Genomic DNA, 14,024 nt, shown 5'->3' with positions numbered 1-14,024 from the left:
GTCCCTTAATTGTTAATAGTTGTGGCCATATTCGTGCCACTTCACCGGGCAATAAATTGAACAAGTACCTGTTCCCTCAACTTGATTTATCCATTGTAATAGCTATTTTGGCGCTCATGCTGCTTAGCACCATCGCTATATGGAGCGCCAGTGGATTCAGTGAATCTGTGATTACTAACCACCTCATTCGATGCGTTATTTCGTTAGCTTGTATTGTCATTATGTCGGCCATCCCCGCGAAACAATATCGCCGCTTTTCACCTTACCTATATTTGGTCACCGTGAGCCTGCTCGTGGCAGTGGTGTTCGCTGGCGACAGACGAATGGCTCTCATCGCAGGCTTTCGTTTTCAGCCCTCCGAACTAGTTAAACTGGCCATCCCTATGATGATGGTTTGGTTTGTACAAAGAGATGGCGAGCGAGCGACCGGCACCCGAATTTTCTACGCATTACTGCTCACTGCCGTTCCGACCTGATTGATATTTGTTCAACCGGATCTCGATGGCGTCATTTACATGGTGTTTGTGCTGTATTTTGCAGGCATGAGTTGGAAGATTATTGGCGGCTTTGTTGGCTTAATTGCCACTCTCATTCCACTGCTATGGCTCTTCGTTATTGAGACCTATCAGAAGAAGCGAATGCTGCAATTCCTGAATCCAGAAAGTGACCCGTTAGGGGCTGGCTATCAAATTATCCAATCACATATCGCCATTGGATCTGGTGAGATAACGGGTAAAGGTTGGGCGAATACCACGCAAAGCGCACTGGGGTTTATTCCCGAAAGTCATACCGACAAATTCCCATTGTTCCTATGCAGAAGAATGGGAATTTGTCGGCTGCGTACACTGTGGATCTCGTACAATTGCCATCACGCCTTTGGCAGACTGGTTTGTGGTTCGTTAGCGTTGAGCTTTTTCCTGTACGCCTTTATTAACACCGGCATGGTTAGTGGATTACTCCCCGTTATGGGCAGCCCACTGCCTTATTTTAGTTATGGTGGAACCGCTATGATCACCCAAGGCACCTACTTTGGGATTATTATGTCCCTGTGTCGAGCACCATCGCGATTCACTTAGTGCTATAACGATCAATGTCACCGAGTTGACCGTTATAACGTAGCCCCATCACCTTGTTTATTTCTCAAATTTATAATCCCACACCGGCGTGCTGACCTATTCTCCTGAGACACTAACCCACTTGATTGCGAATGGTTTCCACATCTTGCTGGTGTTGCTGCGCTCTTGCTTCCATCTGTTGTAGTTCGGTTGAGATATTATGGCTATTTTCGAGCAGTCGATTGGTATCACGGGCTAGGCTGTCGATGTCTTGGATAGCAACCGCGATCGATTCGGTTTTTTCTGTCGCATCGTGCATATGCTGGCCTACGGTCTTTACCACATCGGCAATCGTGTCCATTTGTTCAAACAGAGCATTAACGCTCGATCGAGAATTATCCAATGACTGCTGGGTGCTTTTCGCCAAATTACGCACCTCATCGGCAACCACGGCAAAGCCACGACCGTACTCACCTGCCCTTGCGGCCTCAATACTGGCATTAAGCGCTAACAGGTTAGTCTGATCGGCAATTTTATCAATGATCGACAATACACTGCGCAGACTTTCCGCTTCCTTCTCCACTGAGGTAATATTTTTCTGCAACGCAGACACTTCGCTTTCTAGTGATCGCACGGTGCCACTAAATTGATTGGTATCTGCCGACAGCGCCGAAGAGTTGCTGCCAATGTGGTCAATGTAGCTAATGGAATTTTGAGTCAGTTCACTGGATTTATTTGCAACACTCATCGCCTTGATGGAATCTGAGAGTGAGCGCTCTTGAATACGCATCATCAGTTCATTGGAGCGTAGCTTCAGTTGCGAGAAGTAATTAGCGTAAGAAGCATAATCGGTAACAAATTGACCGTGAGCTTGTTCCACACCTTCCCTACGTCGACTAAAGAAAATGGCACTCAAGGTTTCATTAATGTTTACCCCAAACAGCTCACCAAAAGTAGAAAATCCCGCGACAGGAAGCGAGTTAAAGTTACTGAGATTATTCAATTCCCGGCTATTATTTAATCGCCTCAGGATGCAATCGAATAAAATACCACCAACCAGTTCATCTTCATTAATTAACTGTCTAACAAAATCTTTATTCGTTTGTTCAACAAACGCCGTCTTTCGCATTAAATGCAGTTCAGTTCCTAATGGAGTATCACAATAAAAATGGACCTTTCCTTCCGATATATCAATATTAGCAACCGAACGTACGAAATACTCACCTTGCACTTTTACCGCAAAGGTATAGTCCGATAAAGACTGTTCAACCTGATCGACTCGACAACGAAAATGACTCGCAAGCTCGCTGAGAAAACCTTGTATTTCCATGGTTGTCGCAGACAATACACCAGTCACGTAACGCAAAGACGGATTAGCATCACCAATTAACCAAGAGCGCCCTACTGGCTCAAAGTTTTGTGTTTTAAATAGCTGGAATTGATACTCAGGGTTGAGCTTAATAAAACACAACAAAGCGTGCTGATGGCGCACTGATGTTCCATCATGAAAAGGCGCACTATCAAAGTTCAAGCTTCCTGCGGAAGTGCCGCCAACAAAGGGGACCGGGAACTTCCCCGATTGATACACCGCTTCCATCAGCCAATTTTCACTGTTTGTCAGACCATTTACCAGCGTCATTGAAAAACAGTCGCGAGGGTCCAGTGGGAACGCTAACTGAATATTGTCGAGATGCTTTTCGATTTCCAGAACACGAGCTGAAGGCTGTGCATGGCTAACGCCACGTTGAATATCATCACAAGGTAATGGCATTGTATGAGTATCGACCCTCCCAATAAGTTCCGCTGAAAACAGCTGAAGTACCATGGTTTTGGTTTGACCCGTGTCTAAATACAAGTTGTTATGACTAGAAGATAATTCACCCGCCGTAGAGGTAAGAATTAAAGGTCCGTCCACCATTCGACTGAGCACACGGTGGAGCTGGCTAAGATCATGGCCATGAGGAACAAAGCCAACCCCGAATACTGGCTTGTTACCATTAAACAATAAATCACTCGAATCCAATGACGACACCGATACCACGTCAAGGTTAACAACTTTTATTACTTCGTCGTTCATGGATTTATTCATATCCATGTTTTTTTTCCGAAACTTGAACAACATTCGATTCCCTAAAATATAGAACAGCAAATTGATCAATATACATTGACACATTTAATATTAAGCACATCACCTTATAAAGCAAGATGTATAATCAACTCCCACCTTTACCGTATGGATTGATTTATTTACTATTAAAAAATATATCATTCTATATATTACCTTCTTAGATAAGCTCAACGCATCTATAACTAAGCGACAAAATAATAAAAATCTTTAATAACAACCTGTTAATTTACCTCTTAGTGAACAAGCATTAAAAATACCTCACCACCACCACCCATTCACCGTGAGAATTACACACTAATGATTTATTTGCGCGGGAAATTATTATTATTTTCAGAGATTATTTTAGTTACCAATTGATACAATTAAGTTAATAGAAATGAAAGGACACACCACAAGTCACCAACCCAAAGCCCACACTTTAAGGTCCCTCAGTAATGACAACGTACAGAGCAAATGTTAGCGCACAAAAATAGCCGTCATTTTCTAGAAAAAGGCAAGCTTCACCAGCGTATTGCAAACGTACACTTGGTAATTCATTTCTACGTTAAGTGAGTCATACGGTCTGGTAGATCCTCGTTTTCACGAGGAGGACTGTCTAATTTGGGTTGATTAAAGGGCAGCACCCTAAGCGCTCGCTATCCAAGCATTACTATTGCCCTTTGTTCTCTTTTAAACTCAAACTCTGGGAACGCCATGACAATACCAGTCTTTAATGCCTGCGACATTAAAGACTAAATGCGATGGCCTTAATCAGGCATCACGACCAGCCCAAGTGGTTCTAGCAATTGCTCTTGCTGCCACGAGCAAATTTTCACACCCGTCAAGTCAACTCGTCGCGGATCCAACCCTTCTAAATCAACATGGCACAAGTTAGCATTTTGAAAACGAAACTGAGACCATGCATCAGGGGAAAACACACCTCGGCTCAAGTCTGAACCTGTAAATGACGCACCTTGAAAGTTAGCGCCTACCCAACGGTTTTCGAACAAATCGCATTTTTCAATAACCGCGCGCTCGAAGTTAGTGTAAGACAGATTACAGTCGGTGATATAGGCTGAGCAAAAGTACATTTTGTAACTCACTTGATTGGCAAATCGAGCCCGTGAAAAATTGGCGCCTTTTAAATCACACTCGCGAAGCTCAAGCCCAAAGCAGTCAGCGCCTTCAAAGTTACACATGGCCATTTGACACTGCTTAAAACTGGCGTCTTTCAAGTTTGCGTAATCAAAGTGGCACCCTGTTAGATCTGTCGTCTCAACAAATTTACAGTGAATAAACGCGCTATCGCGTAGATCGGCTCTAGAAAAGTCGCAATGAGTAAACTGACAGTGTTCAAACTGATGATCAGACAGGTCTTGGTTAGAAAAATCGTGGTGTTCGAAATGTTTATTTTTCAAAATCATGTTAAGTGCTCCTACTTACAGAAGAAGACTAACATCCGACCATCTGATTTCATAGAAATAGAAAACCATTATAATCAACAGCTTAACATGCACCAAAATCGCCAATTTAAAGCCCCTAGCGAGCCGTTTAAGCTAGGGGCTTTCATTCGTTAATACGAGCGGGTTTTGAAAATAATTTCTGAGCTCTTCGGGGCTAAGAGAGCCTTTTTAGTTTCATACCTAATAACACAAAGCTGATACCTTCAATTAATAACGAGATCCCTATAAACGTCCCCAACAGTGCGGTCGAGAATGCCGGGTCGTCGAGTAATAAAAAAAAGTACCCACCAATCGCTACCGAAAGTAAACCACTCGCAATAATGATGCCTCTGCTAGGTAAACCTTGATTGCCAAGACCAAAAAACACTCGAGTTAGACCATTTAGAATCATGACTATTACCATGAGCATGGTAATAGTCACTAGCCCAGCAAGTGGTTTGAAGAGAATAAATAAACCACCAACGATATACAGTACAGCACTTAAGACATACCATAATTTGTCCTTCCACGAATGAATAGACAAAGTATGGTAAGCCTGTACTAAACCACTAAAAAGGAGCACCGCGCCAATAATGGTTGAAATTGTCACACCAGCAAGTATTGGCAAGCTCATCGCTCCTATTCCTGCCAACGAAATAATAAGCCCGACGATGACGAAATATTTCCAACCTTTTGACAAAAAATCAGAGCGTGGGGATTGATTCGAATTTTCCATTAAGCGCCTCTTAACATATGCAGAAATTACATAATGAGTCTAGTTCAAGAAAATAATGTCGTTGGTAAAATGAGAGCGCTGGATTACAAACGGAAAAGTCGTAAAAACTTAATTGGTTCATGATCATAAAAGCATCATTAGTTGTTTGGGTTATCGCCTATTGCGCCCTTAATGAAAACAAACGATAGTAATTCAAAGGATATCCATTGCATTCCCTCATAATCTCCCTAAAGTAGATGATGAATTAGCAACTACAGCGTAAACTTGGGGCAGTAGAATCAGATGAAATGCGGCTAAGCGCTTCTCATCAAAAGCCACCAGGAATAGACATTGCCACGCTAAGCGGCGGTGGTTAGTCCCAGTTAGAAAAGGAGAATCAATAATGACTCATGAAACAAAGACAATGGAAGTACCTGTCGCGATAGCTGATAGGGTTCAAGCTTTGATTGATGCCTTTGAAGCCAAAGAGAAGTTTAACGCCGAGCGCCAAGTCATCGTGAACAACTTTCTGTCTATGGACAACCTGAGTTGTGAAATGGCCGTTTATAGTCTGGCTCAAGATGAATTACTCGATACGCTGCGCTATGTGTATGAGCTCTCCGGCACCAACAGTCGATTTGTCAAAAACATCCTGACTCAGTCTAGAGAGAACCCAAAGAAAATGCTCTCCGACGCACAACGCTCCTCCGCTAAGAGCCTACTGTTCAATCTTCTCAATGATCCTTCGGTTATCTCTGCGATGAAAGAAACGCAGTAGCGCTTCATTTCCCAAGACCAATAGACCGACGCAAAAATAGAAGAAGGCTGGAACAAGGTACTCCCTGTTCCAGCCTTTTAAGCCTTACGGTTACTTATTTGCGCAGAGGTTCTCTATTCTTTGCAGAGGTTCTCTATTCTTTATCGTCGAGCTTACGTGCGCCAACTGACATGTTGGATGTTAAAGGCTACACTTAAGACCTTTTTCCATACGACGAATTACTATCAAATAATGGGATGTTCTCGCCAATAATGTACTTCTGACGCAGCATGCTCGATACCTTATCCATAGCCATAACGATGACCACCAGTAGCAAAGTAATAAACGTCACCACATCCCAGTTCCACAAGCGCATATTTTCTGCATAAACCAACCCGATTCCCCCCGCACCAACAAAACCCAGTACCGCTGCTGAGCGAGTATTCGACTCTAGCTGATATAAAGTGAGCGCTAAAAAGGTCGGAAATGATTGGGTAAAAATCCCAAAGCGATGCTTTTGTATATGATTCGCGCCTAGTGAAGTTAAGCCCCTAGTTGGCTTTCGATCGACGGCTTCATGACTCTCGGCAAATAACTTACCAAACAATCCAAGATCTTGAATAAAGACCGCCATTACGCCAGCGAGTGGACCCAGTCCAACCGCACGGACAAAAATCATCCCCCAAATCGCCATATCGACACCACGAAGCACATCAAATATGCGTCTAATAAAAATAGCGATAATCGCAAAAGGCCCTGTCATAAAATTACGTGCCGCGAAAAATGAGAGTGGCAGAGCCACAACAGACGCAGTTAACGTGCCACCTAGTACAATCGCTAGCGTGATGCCAATCTGAGAAAAGTAATACGCAAACGGCCAATTCCAAAAATCGCGCCAAATAAACATATGCACAAAATAACTACTAATTTTGCTGTTGCCCATATGCCACTGCTGTTGTGTTACGCCGAAAAATGCAAAAAATGTCAGGTAATAAACCACAACAGCCAAGGCTGCGATAATGATGACGCGTAAATAACGCCCTTGGCTTGCGAAGATTTCTTTATTTTCTTGTTTTACTTGTTGTAGCGTTAACGTACTCATTTGATCTCTCCGCTGATAACTCGCTTGCGTAAAAACCCAGACAACATATCAATCAAGGCAACAACCATAATGATGAGCAGCAATGTCATACTGACTTGGTCATTACGACCCAAACTAATATTCGTCATTAATTCTTGCCCAATGCCCCCCGCGCCCACTAAACCTAGAATGGTCGACGAGCGAAAGTTAATTTCAAACCGTAAAAAGACATAAGAGAGAACAATCGGCTTAACCTGAGGCCAGAATGCGAACCTTACACGCTGCAACGGGCTCGCTCCTGCGGCCGTTAACCCACGAATCGGTTTATCGGAGACGGTTTCAATGGATTCATAGAAAAGTTTGGTTAGGCTTCCAACCGTATGCAGCGCCAACGCGACAAATCCCGGAAACGTGCCCACACCATAAGCCATCACAAACATGACCGCCCACGCCAACTCTGGCATAGTGCGCAGAAACGCGACAAAAGCGCGCACAGCCATACGAACAGATGGCGGCGCATAACCGTTACCTGCCGCGAGGAAAGCCAGAATAATCGCGATAATCGACGACACAAGTGTCGCGGCCATTGCCACATTCAGCGTCTCCCAAAGCAGCGGAAGCTGAATAGGTAACCGATAGCCCCAATAGATTAGAGAGCCAGGCACCGCGTGACCAGCTTCATCTCGCCCGGCAAACAAAACATCCCAAGACAGATTCGGAACCGTATCCAAGATATAGTCAAAAAGCGCGGGGGCATTGTGAATAATTTGACCAAGACTAAACTCGGCAAAATGCCCGGAAATAAGATACAACACCATAAACATGGCAGACCACATGAATGCGTCCATTTTCTGCTTACGGCGAATCTGTTGGTAATAGTGTTCAAACAACATGATGTTAAACCAAAAATGAGTAGCGAGGTCAGGATCTAAATCCATTCCTGCCCCGCTATAGGTGGGGAAATACGTTATCGTGGCTGAAACGAATTATTGTTGAAAAACGTATTATCTCTGAGCAAACTTAGTCGCTTTCACCAAATCGATGATCGACTGATACTCTGCAACACTTGTGTCAGCAAGGTGCAACTGCCCACCAGCGGCCTTACTAAAGCACTCATTATCTTCTTCGGCGAGCTTCTTCACTGCAGCAACCAAATCCTCTTTAAACTGAGGTTCGAGTTTGTTGCTGACAATTGTCGGTCCGTTGGCAATTAGGGGGGACTCCCAAATAATGCGGATTTTATCCATCAATTTAGGATCGTGACTCATGTAACGCAGTAGTGCACCCGCGGTATAGCCTTGCTTAGCATCGCCTAGCATTGACGACCAAGTTACCGCAGCATCAAACTGTCCATTAAGTACACCAACAATGTCTTGCTCATGGCCGCCGGAAAAGCTAACGGATGTAAAATAGTTATTGAAGCTATTATCCATATTTCCGCCTAAGCGAGTCTCCAACTGATTGTTAGGAATAAGAAACCCAGACGTAGAGTTTGGATCTGCGAATGAAAAAGCGGTGCCTTTAAGGTCGTCAATAGACTGATATGGGCTGTCCTCTTTAACCAGAATAACCGAGTGATAGCCACGCGAGTCATCACTGTTATCCACGGTAATACCCACCAGATCGACAGCGTTAGGATCATTTAGGTAGATTTCCGCATAAGACTTAGGCGACATGTTAATCACGAGATCAATTTTTTCGCCCAGCAGCCCCTGAATGACGGCGTTATAGTCCGTTGAATTTCGTATGTTCGTCTTTACGCCCAACTCTTTATGGAAGAACGTTGCGACACACTGATTATCACCAATTTGTGCTGCCGCATTTTGCCCACCTAAAATGCCGAGGTTAATTTCATTTGGTGCTGACGCCTGTGCGTTAAAAGAAAGGGCTGCCGCAATGGCACAACCGACTGACAAGAGCTTATTCATAGTTTCTTCCTTGTTTATTGTGATCGCTGCTAACCGATATAGCGGCCAGCAGGAGAATATTAATGATCAGCCAACCTGATCGAGTTCATCACCGTACAATCGATGTAAAACATCATCATTAAGACCGGACGGATGTCCGTCGTATATCACTCGCCCTTTTGCTAAACCAATGACACGCGTGCAGTACTGCTGAACCAATTCAATGGAATGAAGGTTCACCATCACGGCAATGCCGTCATTACTGACTTTTTGCAACGCTTCCATAATTCTTACGGTGTTTTTGGGATCGAGAGATGCAACCGGCTCATCCGCCAGCAAAATTTTTGGGTTCTGCATCATGGCACGACAGATGGCGACACGTTGTTGCTGCCCTCCCGACAAATTTTCTGCTCGTTGAAGTGCATAAGGCAGCATGTTTAACCACTTCAACAAATGAATGGCTTCTGCTCGATCTTCATCGCTAAAGACTTTAAATAACGACTTAAATGTTGAAGTGTGACTAAGGCGTCCAAGCAATACATTTGAGATTACATCAAGGCGGGGAACGAGACAGAAATCTTGAAAAATCATGCCACAATGTGTTCGCCAATCACGAAGCTCCTTGCGAGTCATCGACAAAACGTTATCCGTAGATTGGTCTTTGTGAACATTTAAGATTTCACCGCTTGTCGCCGTAATTGTGCCGTTAAGGGTGTGCAATAACGTTGACTTACCCGCACCAGAACGGCCAACAACCGCGACAAACTCACCGGCATGCAGCGTAAAATCTATGCCATCTAGCACCACTTTGTCGTCTTGATACGACTTGGTAAGTGCTCGAGTCTCCAGCACCTTACGCCCTAATAGGGGTGTGACTACATTACTCGTTTCACTGACAACGGTCAGGTCCGGCGCAATCATCGCCATAACGTTTCTCCGAATCACCTTCATTTATTTGACTGCTATTTCAACGCAAATAGTTGACGGTTTTTCGATGTTTTTATGACTATGGTGTGAACGTTATCAATAGACGACTTCAATATTTTGCTCTGCGACATTGAGCAAAAAGCCAACCTTCCCGATAAAATAGTTGACTAAATCAACCAACAACCCGACAATTGTTGACTACGTCAACCAAATATCTCAATAACTCATGACAACATACCGAGAAATCAACCATACCTTGCGCGAAATTCGCATGAAGACTCGTGGAAAAATGGTGGCGGAAGTCACTCGTCAAAAAGTGGAATTTTCTCCGCTTGAGCATAAAGCGATGAGTGATATTCGGGATTTTAAAGGGGCTTCACAGCAAATGCTCGTGGAGTCCATGAACCGCGACAAAGCACAAATTGCCCGTATCGTCGCGCGACTACATAAGCAAGATTTGATCATCAAACAGGCAAGCACTACCGACAAACGTTCAGTCGAACTCATGCTAAGTGACAAAGGGTTAAAACTACTCGAGCGATTAGACGAGGTCGAAATGGGCATGATCAACGATATGCTCACCGGTTTTTCGGACGACGAATCCGAAACCTTGCGCACCCTTCTTAAGCGTCTTAACGACAACCTTGCTTATTAGTTAAGTCCCTATAGCGCTTATCAACTATAGATACTATCAACTATCAACCCATTCAAACGTACCCAGAACAAACGCGTTCATGTCCGTATTTAGGAGTCATCATTTGAAACAACCTCAGCCTGTACTAGGACAGAAAGGCATGCTTTTCTTTCTTGTCATCATTAGCGCCTTCCCTCCACTCACTATAGATTTGTACTTACCCGCATTGCCGCAAATGGTCGACATATTTAATACTAACCAGTCTATGGTTAACTTAACGCTGAGTAGCTACTTTGTGACCTACGCTATCGGTCTACTATTTTGGGGACCGCTCAGCGAAAAGTTCGGACGAAAGCCGATATTATTAACGGGTATTGGCGGTTATATGCTCGCAAGCATCTTTTGTGCCTTAGCCGGTAATATCGAACAGCTCATCGCTGCACGAGTACTGCAAGCCTTCGCGGGTAGTGCAATTACCGTAGTCGCAACGGCTATTGTTAAAGATCTCTATGAGGGCAGGGAACGCGAAAAGATTATGGCGACCATCATGTCACTGGTGATCATCGCACCTATGATTGCACCCGTGCTTGGTGCATTTTTGCTGCAGATTGCGTCTTGGCGAATGATGTTTGTCACCCTAGCGGTGTTCGGTTTCTTCGCTTCCATACTGGCGTTTTGCTACAAAGAAACGCTCGAGACTAAATACGATGGCTCTATGCTACGTTCGTGGAGCCGACTTGGCGTTGTCATGAAAAATCCGCGATTTGTTGCGTTACTCGCTATTTTTTCCGTGACACCGATGGCACTCATGGCGTTCTTGGCGAGCGGATCGTATATCTATATCAATGGATTTGGTTTAACAGAACAAGAATTTAGCTACGCCTTTGCTTTTAATGCCTTGTGTGCTTCCTTTGGACCGACTCTCTATATGAAGCTGTCACGTCACATCTCGGTACAAAAGGTCATTTCACTTTGCTTTGCTCTACTTGCATGTGCTGGCATTCTGACTCTCACCATTGGGGATACCTCTCCTTGGCTATTTGCCTGTATTGCGGCCCCAGCTACTGTCATGGTCATTGCCATGCGAGTACCTGGTACGAACTTAATGCTAGACCAACAAGATCATGACACCGGCTCTGCCGTCGCCTTAATTCAGTTTTTTGCGATGATTTGCGGCTCCATTGGCATGGTTTTAGTGTCACTTCGCCCAGAATCCCTAATCAGTAACTTGGGCGCAATTCAGCTATTTGTCGGTATCACCGGGGGACTATTATGGTTATTGGTTCGTCATCGCTCATTTGTGACCGACAACTTGGCAAAGTACAGTAATCAAAAACACTAATCATATAACCGCTAGTCGATAAGTAATAACCACTTATCTCTTATCAATGACGACCACGATCCCGTTGCTCTACGCCGACGCTTTATGCGTCGGTGTTGTCTTTTGGGCTAAAGGTTTTTTGAATCTAGCGGTTTTTTGAACCGAAAAAGAAAAAGTGGTTAGCGGGCTTTGTATTTGTGCAGAATATCTTGCGGGATATGACAGTAATCGTTAGGGCGTACAGTGAGCCTATCTTGATGTTCATCGTCACTTTTCACATAATTTGATAGCGGCAATACTTCTATTGCAATCCTATCAGCGTCTTCTCTGGCTCGAAGATAATTAGTCACTTTTAGCAAATGCTCCGAGTGAAGACTATAGACACCCGTTCGATACTTCTCCCCTACATCATCACCTTGCCTATTCACACTGTATGGGTCGATGATTTCGAAAAAGAAATCCATTAACTCTTCTACCGATACCTGCTTTGGATCGAACTGAGTACGAACACACTCGGCATAGCCGTCATAGGTGGCCGTGGTGGTATCCGAAGTGCCGTTAGCTCGCCCTGCTTGCGTTGACGCAACACCCGGTAAATGGCGCATAAATTCCTGCACACCCCATAGACAACCACCCGCAAAGTAAATCTCTTCCACCTGTTACTCCCATCGAACACCTGTATCGTTAGCGACGAACTGTAGCAAAAATAGCCGCCTAGCATAACTAAAAAAGGAGAATGCCTTACCTAGACAGTATCACGCAGATACACTAACTTAGTCTTGACCTGTCTATAACTTCATAGTTTACAGTCCAGTTAATACATCGATGATGTGGAGTACTAACGTGTATCGAATCTCAGAGTTAGCGAGCAAAGTTGGGCTATCGCGCAGCGCCCTACTCTATTACGAGAAGCAAGGCCTTATCCAAGGTCATCGACTCGATAATGGGTATCGCGTCTATAACGACCATGATGTGCAAAGAATTCTTTTGATCCAGCGCCTACAAGCTGGTGGGCTGACGCTTAAAGAGTGTCAATCTTGCTTGCAAGCGAAGATTGATCGGCACTTGCTACTTGAGCGGTTAACAGCCTTAGATGAAGAGATTGCGCACAAGCAACAATCTCGCCAGCTGCTGGCGGCAATGTTGGGCGAAGCAGATACCCGCAGCTGGCATGAGCAAACCGACAAGCTTGCCCCCGATGCACATTTAGATTGGTTAAAGAAGCAAGGCTTTAACGAGAAAGAAGCCCTGCGATTAAAATGGTTATCAAAAAACATGAATGAACATGAACAGTACATGGCAGACTTTATGACTGTCTTTGAAACACTTGAGCGATGGGGACCTGGCAGCGAGAGCGAAACCTTACGTGCTCTTCAAGAACTTCCAAACACACCCAAGAAAATTCTTGAAATTGGCTGTGGAAAAGGGTTAGCGACAACAATGTTGGCAACTCATAGTAGTGCAGAAATAACCGCGGTAGATAATGAACCAAGCGCTCTAGAACAGCTGACACAGCGACTAGAAGCCACTGCGCTATCATCACAAGTCACCCCGGTGTGCGCCAGTATGACGGAGCTTCCATTTGAGCACTCAAGCTTTGACCTTATCTGGGCGGAAGGCAGCGCCTATATCATGGGCGTCACTAACGCGTTATCACAATGGAAGCCTCTATTAGAGCACGATGGCCTACTGATGGTCAGTGACATGGTTTGGTTAACCGATTCACCAAGCCAAGAAGCGCAATCATTTTTCCAAAGTGAATATCCCGATATGCAAACGGTCGAGACTCGCCTTGAACAAATGGATTCGGCAGGTTATGAGGTAGTGAGTCACTTCACTCTCAGCTTAGAGGCATGGCAAAATTATTATCATCCACTTAAGTGTCGTCTTGAGGCACTTGTTCCAACGATGGTAGATTCCGCCGCATTGAAAGACATCGCAAAAGAGATCGACGTGTTTAATCATGCGATTGGTGAATATGGCTATCAGATGTTCACGCTAAAGAAGCGCTGATAAGAAGAGCCAGCGGTTTTGCTGGCTCCTTATTTATTGATAGGTAATTACTCAGTAGGGTAAGA

At 44.4% G+C, this 14,024-nt stretch carries 12 protein-coding genes and 2 pseudogenes; 5 read left to right on the top strand and 9 right to left on the bottom strand.

The window, feature by feature from the left end; all coding sequences use genetic code 11:
- The first annotated feature begins 116 nt into the window (after positions 1-116).
- Positions 117-1,076 (top strand): annotated as a pseudogene (locus M9196_RS11170) (FtsW/RodA/SpoVE family cell cycle protein).
- A gap of 112 nt (positions 1,077-1,188) precedes the next feature.
- Here M9196_RS11170 and M9196_RS23715 read toward each other — a convergent pair.
- The 4 genes and pseudogenes from M9196_RS23715 to M9196_RS11155 all read right to left on the bottom strand — a co-directional run bounded on the left by M9196_RS23715 (position 1,189) and on the right by M9196_RS11155 (position 5,340).
- Entirely contained in the window at positions 1,189-1,983 is a 795-nt protein-coding gene (locus tag M9196_RS23715; protein WP_406707679.1) for a methyl-accepting chemotaxis protein, read from the bottom strand.
- A gap of 21 nt (positions 1,984-2,004) precedes the next feature.
- Positions 2,005-3,132: pseudogene (locus tag M9196_RS23710) on the bottom strand (FIST signal transduction protein); the annotation flags it as partial.
- Positions 3,133-3,929: 797 nt separating this feature from the next.
- The gene (locus M9196_RS11160) at positions 3,930-4,586 is read right to left on the bottom strand and encodes a Qnr family pentapeptide repeat protein (protein WP_250617628.1); all 657 of its coding nucleotides are present in this window, start codon (positions 4,584-4,586) and stop codon (positions 3,930-3,932) included.
- A gap of 193 nt (positions 4,587-4,779) precedes the next feature.
- Positions 4,780-5,340 carry an HdeD family acid-resistance protein gene (locus tag M9196_RS11155; protein ID WP_250617627.1) on the bottom strand — a complete coding sequence of 187 codons (561 nt, stop codon included), beginning with the start codon at positions 5,338-5,340 and terminating at the stop codon, positions 4,780-4,782.
- Between the two features lie 382 nt (positions 5,341-5,722).
- Between M9196_RS11155 and M9196_RS11150 the strand changes: the two genes are divergently transcribed.
- Positions 5,723-6,097 (top strand): hypothetical protein, encoded by a 375-nt coding sequence (locus M9196_RS11150; RefSeq protein ID WP_250617626.1) that lies wholly within the window; start codon positions 5,723-5,725, stop codon positions 6,095-6,097.
- 193 nt (positions 6,098-6,290) lie between these two features.
- Here M9196_RS11150 and phnE (M9196_RS11145) read toward each other — a convergent pair whose 3' ends face one another.
- The 4 genes from phnE (M9196_RS11145) to phnC form a co-directional block, all read right to left on the bottom strand.
- Positions 6,291-7,178 carry a phosphonate ABC transporter, permease protein PhnE gene (gene phnE, locus M9196_RS11145; protein WP_250617625.1) on the bottom strand — a complete coding sequence of 296 codons (888 nt, stop codon included), beginning with the start codon at positions 7,176-7,178 and terminating at the stop codon, positions 6,291-6,293.
- Positions 7,175-8,095 (bottom strand): phosphonate ABC transporter, permease protein PhnE, encoded by a 921-nt coding sequence (gene phnE, locus M9196_RS11140; RefSeq protein ID WP_250617624.1) that lies wholly within the window; start codon positions 8,093-8,095, stop codon positions 7,175-7,177. The genes phnE (M9196_RS11145) and phnE (M9196_RS11140) overlap by 4 nt, the downstream gene beginning before the upstream one ends.
- Positions 8,096-8,161: 66 nt before the next feature.
- A complete protein-coding gene (gene phnD / locus M9196_RS11135) occupies positions 8,162-9,085 on the bottom strand; it encodes a phosphonate ABC transporter substrate-binding protein (protein WP_250617623.1) in 924 nt (307 codons plus the stop codon).
- A gap of 66 nt (positions 9,086-9,151) precedes the next feature.
- On the bottom strand, positions 9,152-9,991 hold the full coding sequence (gene phnC, locus M9196_RS11130) for a phosphonate ABC transporter ATP-binding protein (RefSeq protein ID WP_250617622.1): 840 nt from the start codon (positions 9,989-9,991) through the stop codon (positions 9,152-9,154).
- 271 nt (positions 9,992-10,262) lie between these two features.
- On the opposite strand from phnC, the gene M9196_RS11125 reads away from it, so the two are divergent.
- Positions 10,263-10,646 carry a MarR family winged helix-turn-helix transcriptional regulator gene (locus M9196_RS11125; protein WP_250617621.1) on the top strand — a complete coding sequence of 128 codons (384 nt, stop codon included), beginning with the start codon at positions 10,263-10,265 and terminating at the stop codon, positions 10,644-10,646.
- Between the two features lie 103 nt (positions 10,647-10,749).
- Positions 10,750-11,967 (top strand): multidrug effflux MFS transporter, encoded by a 1,218-nt coding sequence (locus tag M9196_RS11120; RefSeq protein WP_455153103.1) that lies wholly within the window; start codon positions 10,750-10,752, stop codon positions 11,965-11,967.
- 158 nt (positions 11,968-12,125) lie between these two features.
- Here the strand turns inward: M9196_RS11120 and M9196_RS11115 are convergent, their stop codons facing one another.
- Entirely contained in the window at positions 12,126-12,602 is a 477-nt protein-coding gene (locus M9196_RS11115; protein ID WP_250617620.1) for a peptide-methionine (S)-S-oxide reductase, read from the bottom strand.
- Positions 12,603-12,789: 187 nt separating this feature from the next.
- On the opposite strand from M9196_RS11115, the gene M9196_RS11110 reads away from it, so the two are divergent.
- Positions 12,790-13,959, top strand: coding sequence for a MerR family transcriptional regulator (locus M9196_RS11110; RefSeq protein ID WP_250617619.1), 1,170 nt, complete (start codon positions 12,790-12,792; stop codon positions 13,957-13,959).
- Positions 13,960-14,024 lie beyond the last annotated feature (65 nt).

Source organism: Vibrio methylphosphonaticus (genome assembly GCF_023634655.1).
GTDB classification, from domain to species: Bacteria; Pseudomonadota; Gammaproteobacteria; order Enterobacterales; family Vibrionaceae; genus Vibrio; species Vibrio methylphosphonaticus.
Note: the sequence above shows the minus strand (reverse complement) of the source record. Positions and strands in the feature narration are given on the sequence as shown.